The organism is Chryseobacterium jejuense (assembly GCF_900100075.1).
GTDB classification, from domain to species: Bacteria; Bacteroidota; Bacteroidia; order Flavobacteriales; family Weeksellaceae; genus Chryseobacterium; species Chryseobacterium jejuense.
This window is the reverse complement of record NZ_FNEG01000006.1, coordinates 204806-224730: the sequence shown is the minus strand read 5'-3', so window position 1 is coordinate 224730 and position 19925 is coordinate 204806. Positions and strand designations below refer to the sequence as shown.

17 protein-coding genes, 8 tRNA genes and 1 other RNA gene are annotated in these 19925 nt (G+C 35.4%); 3 read left to right on the top strand and 23 right to left on the bottom strand.

Annotated features, from left to right (window positions below; all coding sequences use genetic code 11):
* Positions 1 to 7 precede the first annotated feature (7 nt).
* From BLS98_RS18305 to rpsU, 20 genes are all read right to left on the bottom strand, one after another.
* A complete protein-coding gene (locus BLS98_RS18305) occupies positions 8 to 628 on the bottom strand; it encodes a hypothetical protein (protein WP_089738147.1) in 621 nt (206 codons plus the stop codon).
* A 613-nt stretch (positions 629 to 1241) separates the two neighbouring features.
* Positions 1242 to 1784 carry a transcription termination/antitermination protein NusG gene (gene nusG / locus BLS98_RS18300; protein WP_045501118.1) on the bottom strand — a complete coding sequence of 181 codons (543 nt, stop codon included), beginning with the start codon at positions 1782 to 1784 and terminating at the stop codon, positions 1242 to 1244.
* A 21-nt stretch (positions 1785 to 1805) separates the two neighbouring features.
* Positions 1806 to 2012 (bottom strand): preprotein translocase subunit SecE, encoded by a 207-nt coding sequence (gene secE / locus BLS98_RS18295; protein WP_045501119.1) that lies wholly within the window; start codon positions 2010 to 2012, stop codon positions 1806 to 1808.
* Positions 2013 to 2024: 12 nt separating this feature from the next.
* Positions 2025 to 2095, bottom strand: a tRNA-Trp gene (locus tag BLS98_RS18290).
* Between the two features lie 55 nt (positions 2096 to 2150).
* A complete protein-coding gene (gene tuf / locus BLS98_RS18285; protein ID WP_089738146.1) occupies positions 2151 to 3362 on the bottom strand; it encodes an elongation factor Tu in 1212 nt (403 codons plus the stop codon).
* Between the two features lie 266 nt (positions 3363 to 3628).
* Positions 3629 to 6727 (bottom strand): efflux RND transporter permease subunit, encoded by a 3099-nt coding sequence (locus BLS98_RS18275; RefSeq protein WP_089738143.1) that lies wholly within the window; start codon positions 6725 to 6727, stop codon positions 3629 to 3631.
* A gap of 62 nt (positions 6728 to 6789) precedes the next feature.
* Positions 6790 to 7875, bottom strand: coding sequence for an efflux RND transporter periplasmic adaptor subunit (locus BLS98_RS18270; protein WP_089738141.1), 1086 nt, complete (start codon positions 7873 to 7875; stop codon positions 6790 to 6792).
* A gap of 4 nt (positions 7876 to 7879) precedes the next feature.
* Positions 7880 to 9127, bottom strand: coding sequence for a TolC family protein (locus tag BLS98_RS18265; RefSeq protein ID WP_181575118.1), 1248 nt, complete (start codon positions 9125 to 9127; stop codon positions 7880 to 7882).
* 222 nt (positions 9128 to 9349) lie between these two features.
* The gene (locus BLS98_RS18260) at positions 9350 to 10714 is read right to left on the bottom strand and encodes an ATP-binding protein (RefSeq protein WP_089738140.1); all 1365 of its coding nucleotides are present in this window, start codon (positions 10712 to 10714) and stop codon (positions 9350 to 9352) included.
* On the bottom strand, positions 10715 to 11395 hold the full coding sequence (locus BLS98_RS18255) for a response regulator transcription factor (protein WP_089738138.1): 681 nt from the start codon (positions 11393 to 11395) through the stop codon (positions 10715 to 10717).
* A 343-nt stretch (positions 11396 to 11738) separates the two neighbouring features.
* A tRNA-Thr gene (locus tag BLS98_RS18250) sits at positions 11739 to 11810 on the bottom strand.
* 41 nt (positions 11811 to 11851) lie between these two features.
* Positions 11852 to 11924: transfer RNA gene (locus BLS98_RS18245), tRNA-Gly, on the bottom strand.
* 89 nt (positions 11925 to 12013) lie between these two features.
* Positions 12014 to 12094 (bottom strand) — tRNA-Tyr (locus BLS98_RS18240).
* Positions 12095 to 12114: 20 nt separating this feature from the next.
* Positions 12115 to 12188: transfer RNA gene (locus BLS98_RS18235), tRNA-Thr, on the bottom strand.
* Between the two features lie 89 nt (positions 12189 to 12277).
* Positions 12278 to 12350, bottom strand: a tRNA-Gly gene (locus tag BLS98_RS18230).
* A gap of 88 nt (positions 12351 to 12438) precedes the next feature.
* Positions 12439 to 12519: transfer RNA gene (locus BLS98_RS18225), tRNA-Tyr, on the bottom strand.
* A 20-nt stretch (positions 12520 to 12539) separates the two neighbouring features.
* A tRNA-Thr gene (locus tag BLS98_RS18220) sits at positions 12540 to 12613 on the bottom strand.
* A 110-nt stretch (positions 12614 to 12723) separates the two neighbouring features.
* Positions 12724 to 13014: an HPF/RaiA family ribosome-associated protein gene (locus BLS98_RS18215; RefSeq protein ID WP_089738136.1), complete on the bottom strand. Its 291-nt coding sequence runs from the start codon at positions 13012 to 13014 to the stop codon at positions 12724 to 12726.
* Positions 13011 to 13898, bottom strand: coding sequence for a tyrosine-type recombinase/integrase (locus BLS98_RS18210; RefSeq protein WP_089738131.1), 888 nt, complete (start codon positions 13896 to 13898; stop codon positions 13011 to 13013). The genes BLS98_RS18215 and BLS98_RS18210 overlap by 4 nt, the downstream gene beginning before the upstream one ends.
* A gap of 78 nt (positions 13899 to 13976) precedes the next feature.
* Complete coding sequence (gene rpsU, locus BLS98_RS18205; protein WP_045501128.1) at positions 13977 to 14174, bottom strand: 30S ribosomal protein S21; 198 nt, start codon at positions 14172 to 14174, stop codon at positions 13977 to 13979.
* 271 nt (positions 14175 to 14445) lie between these two features.
* Between rpsU and ssrA the strand changes: the two genes are divergently transcribed.
* Positions 14446 to 14844, top strand: a transfer-messenger RNA (tmRNA) gene (ssrA, locus tag BLS98_RS18200).
* Between the two features lie 94 nt (positions 14845 to 14938).
* Here ssrA and BLS98_RS18195 read toward each other — a convergent pair.
* The 3 genes from BLS98_RS18195 to catB all read right to left on the bottom strand — a co-directional run bounded on the left by BLS98_RS18195 (position 14939) and on the right by catB (position 18012).
* Positions 14939 to 15730, bottom strand: coding sequence for a helix-turn-helix domain-containing protein (locus BLS98_RS18195; protein WP_089738130.1), 792 nt, complete (start codon positions 15728 to 15730; stop codon positions 14939 to 14941).
* A gap of 73 nt (positions 15731 to 15803) precedes the next feature.
* Positions 15804 to 17219 carry an aldehyde dehydrogenase family protein gene (locus BLS98_RS18190; protein ID WP_089738129.1) on the bottom strand — a complete coding sequence of 472 codons (1416 nt, stop codon included), beginning with the start codon at positions 17217 to 17219 and terminating at the stop codon, positions 15804 to 15806.
* Positions 17220 to 17382: 163 nt separating this feature from the next.
* Positions 17383 to 18012, bottom strand: coding sequence for a type B chloramphenicol O-acetyltransferase (gene catB, locus BLS98_RS18185; protein WP_089738128.1), 630 nt, complete (start codon positions 18010 to 18012; stop codon positions 17383 to 17385).
* A gap of 394 nt (positions 18013 to 18406) precedes the next feature.
* Here catB and BLS98_RS18180 point away from each other — a divergent pair, with 394 nt between their 5' ends.
* Both BLS98_RS18180 and fabF read left to right on the top strand, forming a co-directional pair.
* The gene (locus BLS98_RS18180) at positions 18407 to 18646 is read left to right on the top strand and encodes an acyl carrier protein (protein WP_002976354.1); all 240 of its coding nucleotides are present in this window, start codon (positions 18407 to 18409) and stop codon (positions 18644 to 18646) included.
* A 34-nt stretch (positions 18647 to 18680) separates the two neighbouring features.
* On the top strand, positions 18681 to 19925 hold the full coding sequence (gene fabF, locus BLS98_RS18175; protein WP_089738125.1) for a beta-ketoacyl-ACP synthase II: 1245 nt from the start codon (positions 18681 to 18683) through the stop codon (positions 19923 to 19925).

Genomic DNA, 19925 nt, shown 5'->3' with positions numbered 1-19925 from the left:
CAATATTTTATTGAATTAAAGGAGCCGCCGCCGCACCGGTTGTTGAGGCTTTAAGATCCTGAGTAGAGTTAAAGTCTTTTGCATAAGATCTGTCAAACACTAATAGATTAAGTGTCCATATTCCTGTAGGGAAAGATGAATCTGGAGAAAAGCCTTGATAATCTGCTTTAAGTTTCCAGGTTCCTCCGGAAGAATAAGCAAATATTTGAGGAACCGGTGTCAACCAATCTGCAGAATACGTTCTTGTAGGCTGAGTAAATCCAAAAGAGGAAATCACCACAAGAAACTTATTGGAATTGATCTTCGTATCAAATTGATTTACCCAATCCTTGTCTGAAGGATCGCAAGTAACTTTAAACTGAATAATATTAATTGGTGCCGGAGAGTTAGGTACAAAAGTATCATTATAAGCGGTAATCTTATTTTCCGGTGCCGGAGACTTAATGATAAATGTATAATTTTCATCAGCACCAAGCTTTTCCATTGGTTTTTTGAAAACCATTCCAGATGTCTTCATAGTACCATTCACTGTAAGTTCTTTTTCAGGCTTCGCAGTATTAATGCCAACCTGAGCACTCATGAATCCTACTGACCCTACTAAAAGGGTCATCGAAATAATTTTTGTCATTATGGGGATGTGTTTATTTTAAAAACTTCTCAACCCAACTTTCCTTTATCTCATTTATGATTCAAGAATAAAACACAAAATAGCTTTATACATCTGCTAAGCAGTGTACCAAAATGAAAAAACAAAAAGTTTTATGGGTTAATGATGGTTAGTTTACAATAAACATGCCATCAAAGATGAAATGATCATTAGAAAATTAAATGAATACAGGAAAAAGGAACCATTTTCCAATAAAAGGGAGTAATAAACCCGTGCAAAGTGCAGTATAGAAGCTAGTCAGCAAACTTATACTTTTAATAAAATAATCTACTAAAAATTATAGAAAATAAAATATAGAAGATGAAAAATAGTTATTTTTTATCAATAATGAATTATTTCGAAATAAAAGAGTGTTGAAGAAAATCCAAAGGCTAAGAATACATTCCTATTGAGTTCTTACAGCCAATTCGAATGTCTCTATGGAATATTAAGAAGGATATCCTATCATTATTAAAAGCCTTCTTCTGAGGATAGTTATTATTTACCCATTCAATTCTTGACTCATTAGAAACCTTTATACAACAAAAAAAGGACCGCTTAAAGCGGTCCTTTTTATAATTTATATCAGTAAATATTATACTTTTTCTACTTGCATGTAGCTTAGTTCCATTGGAGTTTTTCTACCGAAGATTAATACAGAAACTTCAATTTTCTTTTTATCTTCAAGAATCTTCTCAATTGTACCATTGAATCCGTTGAAAGGACCATCGATCACTTTTACGTTTTCTCCTACTACATATGGAATCTCAACATCGCTTGCAAATTCTGAAAGTTCATCCATTCTTCCAAGCATTCTGTTCACTTCTGATTTTCTCATTGGAACAGGATCTCCACCTTTTGTTAAACTTAAGAAAGAAATAACTCCAGGGATGTTTTTGATAACGTGAGGAATCTCCCCCATTAGCTCAGCTTCAATCATTAAGTATCCAGGATAGTAAGGTCTTTCTTTAGGAACTTTTTTACCGTTTCTAATTTGAATTACCTTTTCCATAGGAATAACCACTTGAGTAACGTACTGCTCAAACCCTAGACGTTTGATTTCTGTCTCAATATAGTTTTTCACTTTATTTTCCTGTCCGCTGATAGCTTTCAGCACATACCATTTCAATTCGCTCATTTTGGGAAAATACTTTTATAATTAATTGAACAAGTTGATTAGCATTCCAATGATGTTGCTGATTGATTTAGAAAACAATTCATCAACTCCAAATGTAAATAATGCCAGAATCACTGTCGCAATAGTCACTACAATTGTAGAAGACTGAAGGTCAGCCCATTTTGGCCATTCAACTTTATGTCTGAATTCGTTATAAGAACCTTTTAAAAAATCGACAAATGAACTCATAATTTATATTTGCACGGGCACAAGGATTCGAACCCTGATCAACGGTTTTGGAGACCGGTATCCTACCATTGGACGATGCCCGTAGTTATAAAAGCTTCCGAGAGTTTCCTTTCGGAAGCTTTATTTATTTTAAGATGATTAGTCTACAATTTCAGTAACCTGACCTGAACCAACTGTTCTACCTCCTTCTCTGATCGCAAATCTAAGACCTACGTTAAGAGCGATTGGTTGTAACAATTCTACAGTGATCTCTAAGTTATCACCAGGCATTACCATTTCTACACCTTCTGGTAAGAAGATCTCACCTGTAACGTCAGTAGTTCTTACATAGAACTGAGGACGGTACTTGTTGTGGAATGGAGTGTGACGTCCACCTTCTTCTTTAGAAAGGATATAAACAGAAGCTTTGAATTTTTTGTGTGGCTTAACTGAATCTTTCTTAGCGATAACCATACCTCTCTTGATGTCAGTTTTTTCAATACCTCTCAACAATAGACCTACGTTATCTCCAGCTTCACCTCTATCTAGGATCTTTCTGAACATCTCAACTCCTGTAATAGTAGAAGTTAATTTTTCATCACCCATACCTACGATATCAACTGGATCTCCAGTGTTGATAACACCAGCCTCGATTCTACCAGTTGCTACAGTACCTCTACCTGTAATAGAGAATACGTCTTCGATTGGCATCAAGAATGGCTTTTCAGTATCTCTTGGTGGTTGCTCGATCCAAGTATCAACAGCATCCATTAATTCTTCTACGCTTTTGAACCACTTATCTTCTGTGTTAGCAGGAGATGCAGTAGCTGCTGTAAGAGCTCCTAAAGCAGAACCTTGGATTACTGGAGAGTTATCTCCATCAAACTCGTAAGTAGACAATAAGTCTCTAAGTTCCATTTCAACAAGTTCTAACAATTCTGGATCATCCACCATGTCAACTTTGTTCATGAAAACAACGATTCTAGGTACATTTACCTGACGGCAAAGTAGGATATGTTCTCTAGTCTGAGGCATTGGACCATCAGTTGCAGCACATACTACGATAGCTCCATCCATCTGAGCAGCACCAGTTACCATGTTCTTAACATAGTCGGCGTGACCTGGACAGTCAACGTGAGCATAGTGTCTTTTTTCAGTTTCGTATTCGATGTGAGCAGTATTGATAGTAATACCTCTTTCTTTTTCTTCTGGAGCAGAGTCAATTGCAGAGAAGTCTTTTTTCTCAGCAAGACCTTTGCTAGCTAATACAGCAGAAATAGCAGCTGTAAGAGTAGTTTTACCATGGTCAACGTGACCAATAGTACCAATGTTCAAGTGTGGTTTGTTACGATTAAACGTTTCCTTTGCCATGATTTAAAATTATTTATTTATTGTTTTTCAAATTTTCGGTGTGCAAATATAATGAATTTTTAAATACCAAAAACTTTTTATTCAAAAAACTTTCAATATTCTCATCCAATGAAGGACAAACCTTATATTTCGATGCATTGAGACTGCAAATTTACACATTTTTCCGGATTGAAAAAATCTTTCTGAAACCTTTTACAGCTCCTTTTACAGAAAAGCCTGAAATACAGAATATTTCAGGCTCAATTAATATATAAAATGAAAGATAATTAGACTTGACTTAGCCTTTTAGTCCTGTTAAAAATCCAGAAAATGATTGGAAAAATAAGAAGAGTAAGCACTGTGGCGGTTATAAGACCACCAATAATTACAATAGCTAAAGGCTTTTGAGATTCAGATCCGATCCCAGTGGATAGGGCTGCCGGCATTAATCCTATAGAAGCCATAAGCGCAGTCATAATTACCGGTCTTGTTCTTGCTTTCACCCCACTTAATATGGCATTATCTATATCCAGTCCGTTTTTAACATTCTGATGGAACTCTGTAATCAAAATTACTCCGTTCTGTATACATATTCCAAGAAGAGCAATCATTCCTACCCCTGCAGAGATTCCGAAATTCATTCCGGTAACATGCAAGGCAATAATACCTCCGATCAAAGCAAATGGAACATTCGCTAGTACCAGAAGAGAGTCTTTCATATTTCCAAACAGAATAAACAGAAGGAAAAAGATCATCAGAATACTTACCGGAACAACCTGAGCCAATCTGTGTGAAGCACGCTGCTGGTTTTCAAACTGTCCTGTCCAGCCTACAGAATATCCATCCGGAAAATCAATAGTTGCTACTTTCTTCTGAGCATCAGCAATGGTACTTCCCAAATCACGATCACGGATTGAGAATTTTACGCCGATATATCTTTTAATATTATCTCTGTAAATAAAAGCTGCTCCATTATCTTTAACAATAGTACTGATCTCTTTTAAGGGTATTTTTGCTCCATCCTGGGTAGGCACCATTAAAGCTGCAATATCATTTTCATTGCTTCTGTATTGCTGAGAATAACGGAGACGAATTGGGAATTTTCTTTCTCCATCAAACATTTCAGAAGCGGTTTTACCTCCAAAAGCCATTTCCAATACCGCTTGTGCATCTGCCGGCATCACTCCGTAAGCGGCCATTTTATCTCTATCTAATACCACGCTCACTTCCGGTTGACCGATATTTTTAATGATCCCTGGATCTTTTACACCTTCAACATCTTTAACTTTTGATAAAACCTCGTGGGCTAATTTATCCAAGGTTTCTAAATTATCTCCATAGATCTTAATTCCGTTTTCTGCTTTAAAACCCGCTACGGCTTCCGCTACGTTATCTGAGATCGGTTGAGAATAGTTAAAAGTAATTCCCTGATAACTTCTCAGCTTTTGATCTATTTCATTAATCAGTTCATCATAAGTGATCTTTCGCTTCCATTCTTCCCTCGGCTTAAGGTTTACAGCAAACTGCACAAATCCGAATCCATTCGGGTCTGTTCCGTCATTACTTCTTCCTGTTTGTGCCAGAACATCTGTTACTTCAGAGAAACTCATAATATCCTTTTTCAAGAGGTCTGCTGTTTTCAGGGATTCTTTTAGTGATGAGCTCATCGGCATTTCGGCAGTAATCCAAAGGGAACCTTCATTAAGCTGTGGTAAGAATTCCGTTCCAAGGAATTTACCGGAAAATAATGTCACTGCAAGGAAAGAGATCGCCACGATCATACTCATCTTTTTATGTTTAAAGGTTACGTTGAAACCTTTTAATACAATTCTATCCCAGAAATTAACAAACGGATTATTTTTTTCTCTTACATTTTTATTTAAAAGGATATGAGAAAGTACTGGAACCAGCGTTAATGTAAATATCAACGCTCCTATTAGTGCAAATCCTAATGTAAAGGCTAAAGGCGAAAACATTTTCCCTTCCACTTTTTGGAATGAGAAGATCGGGATCAACGAGGTAATAATAATAAGTTTGGAGAAGAAAATAGCTTTTCCTAATCCGGTTCCGGTCTGCTTAATCCAGCCTCCTTTTGCCAGTTTATTAAATTTTTCCTTTCCATATCGATGTGCTTTGTGGTCGAGCATTACAAAGAGGCCTTCCACCATGACGACGGCTCCATCAATAATAATCCCGAAATCTACTGCTCCCAGAGAAAGTAGATTGGCACTCATCCCTGCCAGTTTTAAACATAAAAATGCAAATAATAAGGATAAAGGAATGATGATGGAAACAATTAATGTAGTTCTCCAATCCGCCATAAAGATCAAAACGATCACGGTTACCAATACAATTCCTTCAATTAAGTTATGCATTACCGTGTGTGTAGTGAAATCCATCAGGTTATCCCTGTCATAGAAAGTCACCATTTTCACGTCGTTCGGAAGAATCTTTTCGTTCAGTTCTTTAATTTTTTCTTTTACTCCTACCAGAACTTCTCTTGGATTCTCCCCTTTTCTCATCACTACAATCCCTTCTACCGTATCATCGTGATGGTTGAGTGCTGCCTGCCCTACTCTAGGCATGGAACTTTCATGAACCTCTGCTACATTTTTTACCAGAACCGGGTTTCCACTGTCATTCTGAATAGTAATATTTCCTATATCTGTAATAGATTTTACTAAACCTATTCCTCGTACAACATAAGCTTGCCCGTTCTTTTCAATAACGTCTCCTCCAACGTTCAGGTTACTCTTGGTAACGGCATCATATACCTGAAGCGGTGTCAGGTTATATTTATCCAATGCTCTGGGGTCAATACTCAATTCAAATACTTTGTCCTGTCCACCGAAAACGTTGATATCTGCTACTCCAGGCACGCCTCTTAAAGCACGGTCTATCACCCAGTTTTGCAGGGTAAGTAATTTACGTGAATCTTTTGTTTTACTTTCCAGCGTATATCTGAAAATTTCTCCGGTTGGCCCGTAGGGTGGTTGCACTTCAGGGTCTACCTCGTCAGGAAGGCTAATGGTTCTTAATTGGTTATTGACCTGATTTCTGGCAAAAGTATCATCCACCCCATCATCAAACAGAATTTTAACAATAGAAAGTCCAAACATCGTGGTACTTCTCACACTGGTTTTCTTCTGAACCGGGCTCATTGCCAATTCTATGGGTGTAGTAACAAAACGTTCTACTTCTTCTGCACTACGCCCATTCCATTGGGTAATGATTACAATCTGGGTATTGGTAACATCCGGAAAAGCTTCAATAGGCATATTTTTGAAACTTATAAATCCGGCAACCGCTAAAATAGCTACCCAGATAAAGGTAAATGCTTTATTCTTTAATGAAAAAGCGATTATATTTTTTATGAATTTATTCATGATAGATACATTGATGACCTAAAAAAGCCGTTGAAAGAATTTATTTTAAATCACTACAAGTTTCAACTGTTCAGAGAACGGTATATCAAAAGCTGATTGTTGGTAATTACTTCTTCTCCTTCTTTAAGACCATCTGCGATATAAGTAACATCACCTACCTGTTTCTGTACTTTCACTTCTCTTACTTTCACATCAGTTCTGGATTTAAAAATCACTACAAAGCTTTTGTTATCATCAAAAATTACAGCTTTAGAAGGAACAGCTAACATTGTATTGCTTTCCAGGCTGGAAACTTTTATAGTGGCTTTACTATCCGGAATTAATAATCCATTGGCATTATCCAGATCTACCCTTGCCTGCATGGCATTGGTTTGCGGATCAATAATTTTGAATATTTTATCAATTCTTCCATCAAAAACTTTATCCGGATAAGAAAGGGTAGAAACCTGAGCTTTCATTCCAAGGCTTATTTTATCAATATCAGATTCATTAACGTTCATAATTGCCCATACATTAGTAGTATTGGCGACATCAAAAATATTTTCACTTCTATCGCTTCTCAACTGCATGTCTTTATTAATACTTTTCTGAACAATATAACCACTAATTGGTGCAATAACACTATAAATATTTCCTGTCTTCACATTATAAACGGTACTTATAGCAGTAGCTCTCTGTAATTGATCCTGTGCTTTTTGTAGCTGGCTTTTGGCTTCCAGTACATCTCTTTCGGTATTTAACTTCCCTTCGTATAACTCTTTTGAAACACGTAAATTATTTTTTGCAACAACCAAATCTGTTTTTGCGTCACTGACATCCTTTTGCACTTCTGCGAGTTCCGTACTTCTGATGGTAGCCAAAACCTGACCTTTTTTCACATAATCACCAAGTTCTACATTTACACTCATCACATTTCCTCCTACCAAAGGATAAACGTCTATATAGCTGTTTTTATCTGCTGAAATCTTACCATAAAAACTATATTCATTCTCAATATTCTTTTGTTCAACCTTTGCTAAAGAGATCGAGTTCAACATGGTATTACTAAGCTCAAATCCTTTTTTTGCCTGATTTGTTTTTTGTTCCTCTTTTTTAGAACAAGTCACTAATGACAGGCTTATCAATACGGGGATAATATATTTTTTCATTGTTTTAATAGAAGATTTTCGTTTGTACTAGTTGATTAAGTTGTTCGGCAGAAAGCATAATCTGCTTTTTCATATCGTAAATATGCAGAATACTTTGTTTGTAACTTTCCATGAAGTCGGTAAATTCGATAAGACTAACATTTCCTCTCTGGAAGTTGGTTACAATCCCATTAAACACCAGATCCATATTCTTAAAATCATGTGGTTGTAAAGTATAATACTGCTGGTATTGATTATCCCATACTTTATAAGAGGCAGTGACTTGGGATATTAGTTCTTCTTTTTGTCTTGCTTCATCTTTTTTACTTTCCTCTATCTGATATTCTGCTTTCATCTCATTCCCTTTATTCTTTTTCCATAACGGAATTGGTATTCCGAAAGAAACGGCAATTTGATTATCAAAAGCTGCACCTCGTTGTGTGTAACGGGCTCCTACTGTCAAATCCGGTATATTGAGAGATTTTTGCCATTTTAGATTAAGCTGGCTACTTTCTGTTATCTTAATAAAAGTAAGGTAATTCGTATTGTTCTCGAGTGCTTTTTGTTGCAATTCCTGTAGACTTGTCAACGGTTGTCTATTAAAAAGCTGTTCCAATTCTTCACCAGAAATTAGAGGTTCAATTTCCGTTTGGCTTCCGGTAAGAAGCTTCAGAGTTTGTTTTTCTTGAATAATATTATTCGAAATCTCAGTCTTATCGCTTTGCAATCCTATGACCAGGGATTGAAGCCTCACCACATCTTTCAGTGAAACATTTCCTTTTTTATTCTGGCTCTCATAGGCATTAAGCAGGTTGGTAATATATTTAAGCTGAAGGTCTATATTCTCTTGTTTCTTTTCATCAAAAATAATACTGTAAAAGGTATTTCTCAGTTGTGCTCTTAAATCTATTACAAGTCCTTTGAACTGTAGTTCTGCAATCTCTTTGTTAGATTTTGCAAAAGCTACTTCATTCTTTCTTTTGCCTCCTAATACCAAAAGTTGATCAATACCAAATTCTTTTGCTCCTGTACTTCCTATATGAAGAACTTTATCATTTTCAGGGTCATAGGCATTCAACTCAACAGAGAGATTTGGCAGATCCCATATCTTTGCCTGAATGATATCTGCTTCTGCTTCACTAATATTATACTGCGCAGCAAGCAGTTGTAGGTTGTTCTTTTGAAATGCTTCTTCACACTCCGAAAGAGACATTTGCTGTTGTGCCGCCATGAATGAGGAAACGGCCAGGCACAGCACTGCAATTCTGTTCATTATTTTTCTTTTTAAATTACAAAATTGCTCGGATGTGATTAAAAGAAACTTAAATGAGGCTTAAAAAAATATTAAAATCGCCTTAAACAGGCTATTTTGAATGAGATTAGAGAGGTTCAAGAATTTAAATTTTTCTCCAATGATTGATTTTTTCTAGAAAATTTAATCCAAAGTTTAACAAAAACTATAACAGCTTTTGATCTAATAAATAGTTCTGAAAATTTATTTTTTAAAAATTACAGTAAATTTATTCATGTACTCGCCAGGAGAAGAATAAATAATTTCGGCATCATGATATTCCAAAATTCTTTTAACAATTCTAAGTCCTAAGCCGGAACCGGAAATATTTTGAGCATTATTTCCTCGTGTAAACGCTTCAAATAATTTAGTCTGCTCTTCCTCGGAAATCGTGTCACCATGGGAAATTACATCAATACTAAGATGAGTACTGGTTTCAGTTATCAATACTTTTACTTCGGTATTGTCAGAATATACTGCTGCATTTTTAAATAGATTAATAAAAACAATCACCAGTAATGATTGGATGCCGCTAATGGTAAGAAAAGCATTTTCAGAAGTCTCTTCTGCAATGAGAAAATCCAGTTTAAGCTCAGGGTAACTTTTTTCCACTCCTTCAAAGGCATCAAAAATCACTTCATCTATTCTTACATCTTCATAAATGCTTTGAATATTTTCCTTATCAAACTTCGTAAGTAAGAGTAATGAATTTGTTAAGTCTGATAATTGGTAAACATCCCGCTGAATTTGCTGTAATGAAGATAGAGTCTTTGGAGAATGTTCTTCAAATTTAATCAGATTTTCCAATTGAAACGCCATTCTTGTAATAGGTGTCCTGATTTCGTGGGAAGCACTTGCCGTAAAATCTTTTTGTGACTGAAATACATCATTCAATCGAACAATCATTGTGTTGAACGATTTTGCAAGAACATTTACTTCATCATTAGATTCCTGCACCGGAATCTGAGTAGTTAGTTTATGGGCTGTTACTTCTGAAATCTCTTTATTCAGATCTTCTAAGGGGCGAAGAAACTTTTCAACAAAATAATAACTGAAAAACCCTATAAGAAGTGTGCTCATAGCATAAGCAGCGATCAAAAGGTATTTCAGGAAACCCAGCTTCGATTTTCCATTCGTATCAAAGGCGCTGGTAAGGATATAATAATTCTCACCATTAATGTTTCTCAGTGCAGCATAAATCTCCGGAACTGTTTTTTCAGTGTAAATAATCTTCTTTCTATCCAGTTCCTTCAGCATAGCACTATCCCATGTAACATTACGGTCTTTAATAGTACTATAGATAAGTTCCTTCTGTTCATTAAAGATTAAAATCTTTTCATTCAAAAGAATATTATCCGAGTTTTCATTGAAAAAAATTGGGGCCTCTTCTTCAAAATCTTTAGACTTTGAAATAAAATGAGTGGTAAATTCCAGCCTCTGTCTGAATCTTTCTTTAAATTCATCCCTCCTGAAATCATTAAAAGATAAATAAATGACAGACATCACCATTCCAAAAAGCAATGAAAAGGCGATACTGATGGTTAAAGCTATCTTTCTTTTTAAAGACATTTATAATGGACTTAAATAATATCCGAAACCTGAACGGGTATGGATTAATTTTATTTTAAAATCTTTATCGATCTTTTTTCTTAAGAAATTGATGTACACCTCTACCGTATTGGTATTGGTATTAAAGTTATGTTCCCACACATGTTCAGTGATCTGTTGCTTGGAAACAGTTCTACCCTGCGCTTCTGCCAAATAAACCAATAATTGGAACTCTTTTAAGGTAAGTGTTATTTCATTTCCGCCACGATATACTTTCTGTTCTGTTTTGTTAATGATAAGGTCGTCTATCCTGATAATATCCTGATCGGAATTATCTGAAGGCATTTTTCTTCTCAACAGGGAGTTAATTCTTAAAAGGAGCTCTTCAAACTGGAACGGTTTTACCAGGTAATCATCAGCCAAACGGGTAAAAGCATCTTTTTTATCCGAAATATCCCCGTAAGCAGAGATGATAATGATGGGAGTACTTTTATCAAAAGAACGGATCGTTTGACAGACATCCAGCCCGTTTATTTTGGGGACGTTGATATCAAGCAGGTACAGATCGTAAGAATTGTTTTTAATCTGACGAAGAAAAGTTTCTCCATCATAGATTTTATCGCAGGTGAAATTATTGGATTCTAAAAATCGGCAAAGCTCTGCAGAAAGAATAAGATCGTCTTCTAATAAAAGAATATTCATCAAAAATTATTTTACACGAATGTAGCGAAAATTTTTATGATGATTATCGATCGGTGACAAAAGTTAAGGAGAATAGGATGCTGTAGGATTTTTCAACTCTAAAAATTCAGAATTTGATTTTTCTACCTCACCTGGACCATCTCCATTTTTTTAAACACTTGTATAACTATTTTTCTTTGCCAGCTCTCTATAATTCTAAAATCGGATTATTTATTGTAAGATTTTTTTGATGTAATATTGATTTAATACATTCTTTTTTTAGAAAGCTAGTATTTCCATCTATGAGTAATATTTCGAACTTTTAGGACAAAAAAAATTCCCGAAGAGATTCGGGAGATTCGAGAGCCAACTACGGGACTTGAACCCGTGACCTCTTCCTTACCAAGGAAGCACTCTACCGCTGAGCTAAGTCGGCATTAATTAAAAAAATCACACTGAATAGCGTGATTTTTCTTGAGCGGAAGACGGGGGTCGAACCCGCGACATTCAGCTTGGAAGGCTGACGCTCTACCAACTGAGCTACTTCCGCAATTTTGTTTCCAAAATTATTGGTAAACGCTTTGCAAAACTAAGAATTAATTTTTAATTCTGCAAACTTTTTTCTAATATAAAATATAGTGGGGAGAGCAGGATTCGAACCTACGAAGCCGAAGCAACTGAGTTACAGTCAGTCCCATTTAGCCACTCTGGAATCTCCCCAGATATTTTATATTAAATTGAGCTTCCAGAGGGATTCGAACCCACGACCCCGAGATTACAAATCACGTGCTCTGGCCAACTGAGCTATGGAAGCAATTTAACTATTAGACTTAAAGTGATAGAGAAACTCTACTCTACACTTTTCAGTGTTAAAAAAATCAACTTTACTATTGATTTTTGTTGAGCGGAAGACGGGGGTCGAACCCGCGACATTCAGCTTGGAAGGCTGACGCTCTACCAACTGAGCTACTTCCGCAATTTTGTTTCCAAAACTATTGGTAAACGCTGTGCAAAACTAAGAATTATTTTTTAATCTTGCAAACTTTTTTTTAAAAAAAATATAGTGGGGAGAGCAGGATTCGAACCTACGAAGCCGAAGCAACTGAGTTACAGTCAGTCCCATTTAGCCACTCTGGAATCTCCCCAGATATTTTATATTAAATTGAGCTTCCAGAGGGATTCGAACCCACGACCCCGAGATTACAAATCACGTGCTCTGGCCAACTGAGCTATGGAAGCATTTAATAACAAAGAATTCAAAAGAACGCTGTTCCCTTTTTGCGAGTGCAAATATAGAACGGTTTTTTTGAATTCTCAAATATTTTATAAACTTTTTTTAACTTTTTTTTCTATGCCATTTCTTTTTTCTTGATTAATAGCTTTTTAGCTGTATCAACACAAAGGTCCAAACTTTCTTCAAAACTTACAGAAGTCTTCTTTACTACGATATCATCACCCGGAACCGCCAAAATAATCTCAGCTGTCTTATTAGCTTTATCAGCGTTATTTTCTACTTTTAGAAATACTTTACACTCTTGAATTTTATCATAGAATGTATCTAGTTTACCTACTTTTTTCTCGATGTGTGATTCTAGTGGTTCGTGTGGAGTTAAACCAATTGATTGAACTGAAATCTTCATAATTCTTCTTTTTTAGATGCTCGAGGATGAGCTTGATTAAACACTTTTTTCAATTGTTCAATATTAGCATTCGTATAGACTTGAGTACTGGCAAGACTGGAATGCCCTAATATTTTTTTTACTTTGGAGATCTCCGCCCCATTGTCCAACACGTGAGTAGCAAAGCTATGACGAAGGATATGAGGACTTTTTTTTTCTTTTGTTGTTATAAGACTAAGGTACTTATTAACTACCACATAAACAAATTTTTCATTGAGTTTTTTCCCCTTCTTATTGACAAAAAAATAGGATTGATATTCTGCCTGTGGATTTCTTATTTCCAAATAACATGTAAGAAGCCCAGACAAGTCTTCGGAAATAGGGACTACCCTTTCTTTATTTCCTTTTCCTACTACTTTCAACTCATTTCCTATTATATCAACATTCTCAAATATCAGGCCACAAAGTTCAGCTTTTCTCATGCCGGTCTGATAAAGCACTTCCATAATGCATTTTTCCAGGATATCATGCTGTTGCTCGAAGATCCGATCATTAAGATCGGCCATTTCTTCTTCAGACATAGGAATTTGCTTTTCTGCGTAAAATTTCAAGGAAGAGATTCCCTCAGTAGGAGAAACCTTTATTTCGCCTATCTTTAAGAGGAAAAGATAAAAGCTTCTGAGTGATGAAAGTTTTCTATTGATACTTCTTTTGGAGATATTGTTCTCGCTCAAATCAACGATAAAGTTTCGGATGATCTTTTTATCGGCTTTAGAAATATCTTCGGAAGATTCTGTTCGGAGAAAGAAATGGGAAAAGTCTTCAAGGTCTTTTTTGTAGCTTGTAATCGTATGGGGAGAATATCTTTTTTCGTATTGTAGGTATTCTAAAAACTTTTCCAGCATCATAGGTATAAAAATAAAAATTCACTCCTCAAATATAAGAATTTAAGAAGTGAATTAATATATGGTTAAGAAAAAATCTTAAGCCTGCTCTTCCTTGCTAAGTGCTCTTTGTTTGTAAGCAGCTTTCAACTTAGATTGTCTCAAAGTTACAGAAGGCTTGATAAAAGCTTGTCTAGATCTTAATTGACGAACAGTTCCTGTTTTATCAAATTTTCTCTTGTATTTTTTTAAAGCTCTGTCGATGGATTCACCATCTTTTACTGGAATTATTAACATATTTTACATCTCATTTTGGATTGCAAAACTAGACATTTTTTTTCAAAACACAAAATATATTCTCACAAACAATCATCAATCAATCTCATTTCCTTAAAAAAACCAAGTATTAATGGTCATTATAACATGATAATATTTTTATCCACAATAACTAAAATATTCAAACTTTAATCTCTTCCACCTATTCATTTCACATCTTCTTTTCATTAAAATCATCCGTAGTAATGAAATATAAACAAAAAAGCTCTATCTTTGCATTCACTTTATTCATGGGGTTGACTGGTTTCGACAGCAAGACCAATGGGTAAGTAAGCATGCAGAGAACCGTGGCGCGATCTCTATAATCCCTTGCTACAAAATTTTAACTGGCAACGAAGAGTTCGCTCTTGCAGCTTAATATCGAAGTATAGTAGATCAAGCGTTTTCCTGAAGATAGTAAGGAAGCAAGATATTCCACAAATGCTCTGTTCTGCGGCGTTTGATTCTGGGATATAGGAATGCGGAAATAAGGTTTCAGATGCTTCGGCTGAAACTCGAAAACTTTAGAAGATAAGCTGGAAGTTGGGTGTCTATCCTCTGCTTTCCGTCGAAAACTAATGGTAGAATAAGCATGTAGAAAGCTTATGTATTGCTTGTTTGGACGAGGGTTCGAATCCCTCCAACTCCACAAAAAACACTGAAATTTTCAGTGTTTTTTTATTTTCAATATAATATATTTCAGTCTATATCAGCATCTGCTTATTTTAAAGTATCATTTACTGATATTAAGATATCATACTTGGTGATAATCCAAACTGTTTTTTAAATGTAAAAGAAAAATGAGATAAGTCTTCAAATCCCAGATCAAGATAAATATCAGAAGCTCTCTTTCCTTTTTCTAACAAATACCGGGCTTCCTGCAATCTTTTTTGAAGCAGCCATTTTCCAGGGGCAATTCCAAAAATTTTCTCAAAATCTCTTTTAAATGTTGCTAAACTTCTTCCCGTGAGGTAAGCAAAACGATCAAGCTTTACATTAAAATGATAATTCTTCAACATAAATTCTTCAAGGTTAATCTTAAATGGATCCAATCCGTCATACAAGATATCTTTTAGGGCTATATCATGTCCAAACATAAGCAATAAAGCTTCTTTTTGTTTCACCAAAGCCAATTCCGGAGATTTATTTTCTAAAAGATCCTGATATCGCAATAGAGATTCCATAAAATATTTCAAATGTGAAACTTCTGATAAATTGATAAATGCTGGTGACTTTACCTTTTCCTGAAGTATAAAATTCTCTTCAGCACTCATTTGCTTGAGTAAATTATCATCAAATCTTATAGACAACGATTTAAAACCTGCTTCTTCACCTGGTTTTTTCAAAAATTTTAAAAGCTGATTTTTTCTCACAAGATAAACATCCCCACTTCGGAATACTTTTCTATCCATCCCGTCATTAAGTTCCATTTCTCCTGAAATTACCATAGATAAAGCATTATAAGAAACAAACTGTTCTCCTTCACGAAAAACCGTAAAGTAACAGGAATAATTGATATAATCCAGATTTTCAGACATGATAATATATTAAAATAAAGTCAAGCCAAAAGAATTTTGACCTGACTTTTAAAGATACTGCTTTTAATGAGTTTTACAATAAAATTGATTTCGGCTCCAGGTATTCTTCCAAACCATAAACTCCAAATTCCCGACCTATACCAGACTGTTTAAACCCTCCAAAAGGAGCTAATGGATCATGTTTAAAGCCATTAACACAAACTCTACCCGCATCTATCTGTGAGGCAACATTCAATGCACGCTGTTCATCAGAAGACGAAACATAGGCAGCTAATCCATATTTGGTATCATTTGCAATAACAATAGCTTCTTCTTCATTCTCGTATGGAATAATTGAAAGTACAGGGCCAAAAATTTCGTCTTGTGCTATTCTCATATCATTCTTTACGTTGGTAAAAATAGTAGCCTTGACAAAATTACCGTTTTCCAAACCTTCAGGCTTTCCTATACCACCTGCTAACAACTCAGCACCTTCTTCCACTCCAATCTTAATGTAACTCTGTACACGTTCATATTGTTTTTCCGAAACCATTGGCCCTACATTCGTATTCTCATCCTCCGGATTCCCTACTTTCACTTGCTGAGCGGCTTCTTTTGCAATACTATTAACTTCCTCAAGCCTTGAATAAGGAACTAATAAACGTGTTGGAGCAATACAAGCCTGACCGCTATTCATATAAGCACCCAATACTGCCTGAGGGATGACTTGTTTTAAATCAGCATCATCCAGAATAATATTCGGAGATTTCCCTCCAAGCTCCAGTGTCACTCTTTTCATGGAATCCACTGCTCCTTTTGCAATCATTTTCCCTGTTTGTGTGGAACCAGTAAATGATATTTTGGAAACACCTGGGTTATTCACTATTTCGCTTCCTACAATATTCCCCAAACCATTCACTATATTAAAAATTCCCTTTGGAAGCCCTACACTATGAAAACACTCCATAATAACCTGTGTTTGCATTGCACTCATTTCGCTAGGTTTCACTACTACTGTACATCCGGCAGCAACAGCAGTCGCAAACTTACTACAGATGAAACTGTTACTGGAATTCCACGGGGTAATTATTCCTACTACTCCTATAGGTGTCATTTGTACTTGAGTATTTCCTGCCTTTCGGGTAAATTCAAAATCACGCAGAATTTCTATCATACTATCAAAACCACTTACCATATTTTGAAAACTCATAGTACAAAACTGTCTTGTTCCGCCATATTCAAGGATCATTGTTTCAATAAGATCTGCCTCTCTATCCTCTACGGATTTCTTTAGATTTTCAAGAATAAAAATACGTTCTTCAATCGTTGTCTTTGAAAATGTTTTAAAAGCCTCTTGTGCTGCAGCAATCGCTTTTTGAGTATCTATTTCATTTCCCAAAACCACTTCACCAATTTTTTGATGATTCGAGGGATTAATAAGATCAAAAATCTCAGTACCATTCAATCTTGTAAATTCGCCATTAATGTAGGCTTTGTCTATACTTTTCATATTTATTTACTTTAATTTTATAAGACAAATTTCCGACAATAGATGACTCATAGCTTTGCTAAGAAGCTCAATTCAACTTTGTTAAAAAGCTCAAGAAAAAAACATAATCAAAGGAAAATAAATTATTATAAAATAAAAAGACCCTATTTAAGGGCCTTTAAGATTACTTTATCTTTTTATAGAATTCGTATAATAAATCAATATCGGCAGAGCATAGTATAGGCATTGCGTCTGTAAGAACACTCTCATCCCATTCCCACCATTTCATTTCTAGCAACAATGCGATATGTTGCTCACTAAATCTTTTTCGGATAGTTTTTGCAGGGTTCCCACCTACAATAGAATAAGGCTCCACATCCTTTGTAACCAATGCACGACTTCCGATCACTGCTCCGTCGCCAATTTTAATCCCTGCCATAATCATTGCCTCGGTACCAATCCAGACATCATTTCCAATGATGGTATCGCCAGCCGGTTCAAAAGCATCTTTACTATTTTGGAAACATTCAACTTCTGACATATAATAGAAGGGAAAACTTGAAATCCAGTCATAACGATGTCCCTGATTTCCACACATAATAAAGCTGACACCACTTCCAATGGAACAATAGGAACCAATAATTAACTTATCAACATCATTTCTGTCAGGAAACAGATAACGAGCGCAATCGTCAAAAGAATGTCCATGATAATATCCTGAATAATAGGAATATTTACCGGCGATAATATTAGGATTTTGAATATGGTCTCTTATGATTTTGCCTTTAAAAGGACTTTCAAAGAAATTTTTCATTTTTTAGCTTTTAAATATAACAATACGAATAAAGAGAACGGCTATACGCTATTCTTTAAAAAAGGATGATTTGTTTATTCAAAAAAGCTAATGTGTTAGTTTCATAACACACAAATATAGGCAAAAAAACTGTAGATTTTTGCTCAATCTCCGCGTTCAGAGAAGCAAAAACCTGCTCATTTTAAATATTTTGAATCAAAAACTGATGCGTTCATCAAGAAATAAAAATTAAACATCTATAATCCAATCAAATATAAATAGCTGAAAACTAAAACACTAAACTTTTTGGAGCTAAAATGAAAGCCTTCTCTCCACAAAAAAGACTAAAAAAATGTTTTATCGTCAAGAATTTTATATATTTGCACCATCTAACAATTAAAAAAAATAATTTACTATGTCAGACATTGCATCAAGAGTAAAAGCTATCATCGCTGATAAGCTTGACGTTGAAGAAACAGAAGTAACTCCTGAAGCTAGCTTCACTAACGATTTAGGAGCAGATTCACTAGATACAGTTGAGTTAATCATGGAATTTGAAAAAGAATTCAACATTCAAATCCCTGATGATCAAGCTGAAAAAATTACTACTGTAGGGCACGCTATCGCTTACATCGAAGAAGTAGTAAATAAATAATATTCTTCAACAAAAAAGAAATTAAACAAAGTTTATGGAATTAAAAAGAGTAGTTGTAACAGGTTTTGGAGCAATAACGCCAATCGGAAATAATGCAAAAGAATACTGGGAAAATCTTGTGAAAGGTGAGAGCGGAGCCGCTCCGATTACTCTTTTTGATGCCACAAACTTTAAAACCAAGTTCGCATGCGAGGTGAAAAATTTCGATCCACTACAGCATTTCGATAAGAAAGAAGCTAAAAAGATGGACCGAAATACTCAATTGGGACTTGTTGCTGCTAGAGAAGCAGTAGAACATTCTGGTATTATTGAAGATAATGTAGATAAAAACAGAGTTGGTGTAATTTGGGGCTCCGGAATCGGAGGTCTGGAAACATTTGAAACGGAAGTTTTAGGATGGGCCAATACGGAAATTCCTAGATTCAATCCTTTCTTTATTCCTAAAATGATTGCAGATATGACCCCTGGTCAAATCTCAATTGAATATGGTTTCCACGGACCGAATTATACAACAGTATCTGCATGTGCTTCTTCAGCTAATGCTTTAATTGATTCCAAGATGCTTATCCAATTAGGAAAAGCAGACGTTATTGTGTGCGGAGGCTCTGAAGCAGCCGTAACAGCAAGTGGTGTCGGTGGATTTAATGCAATGATGGCACTTTCTACAAGAAATGATGATCCTACAACAGCTTCAAGACCTTTCGACAAAGACAGAGATGGATTTGTATTAGGTGAAGGTGCTGGATGTATTGTTCTTGAAGAATACGAACACGCTGTAAAGCGTGGTGCTACAATTTATGCAGAATTATTAGGAGGTGGTATGAGTGCAGATGCATATCATATGACAGCTCCACATCCTGAAGGCCTTGGTGCTTATCTGGTAATGAAAAACTGTTTGGACGACGCTGGTTTAACTGCTGATGAAGTAGATCATATCAACATGCATGGTACCTCTACTCCATTAGGAGACATCGCAGAATCTAATGCAATTTCGAAATTATTAGGCGAGCATGCTTTTGACATTCAGATCAATTCTACAAAATCAATGACAGGTCACCTTTTAGGAGCTGCCGGTGTTATTGAAGCTATTGCTGCATTGGGAACGATTATTCATGGTATTGTTCCTCCTACCATTAACCATTTTACTGATGATGAAAAGATAGACAGTAGACTAAACTTTACGTTTAACACTGCTGTGAAGAAAGATGTAAAAGTAGCCATGAGCAATACTTTTGGATTTGGCGGGCATAACGCTTGCGTTCTATTTAAGAAAATCTAA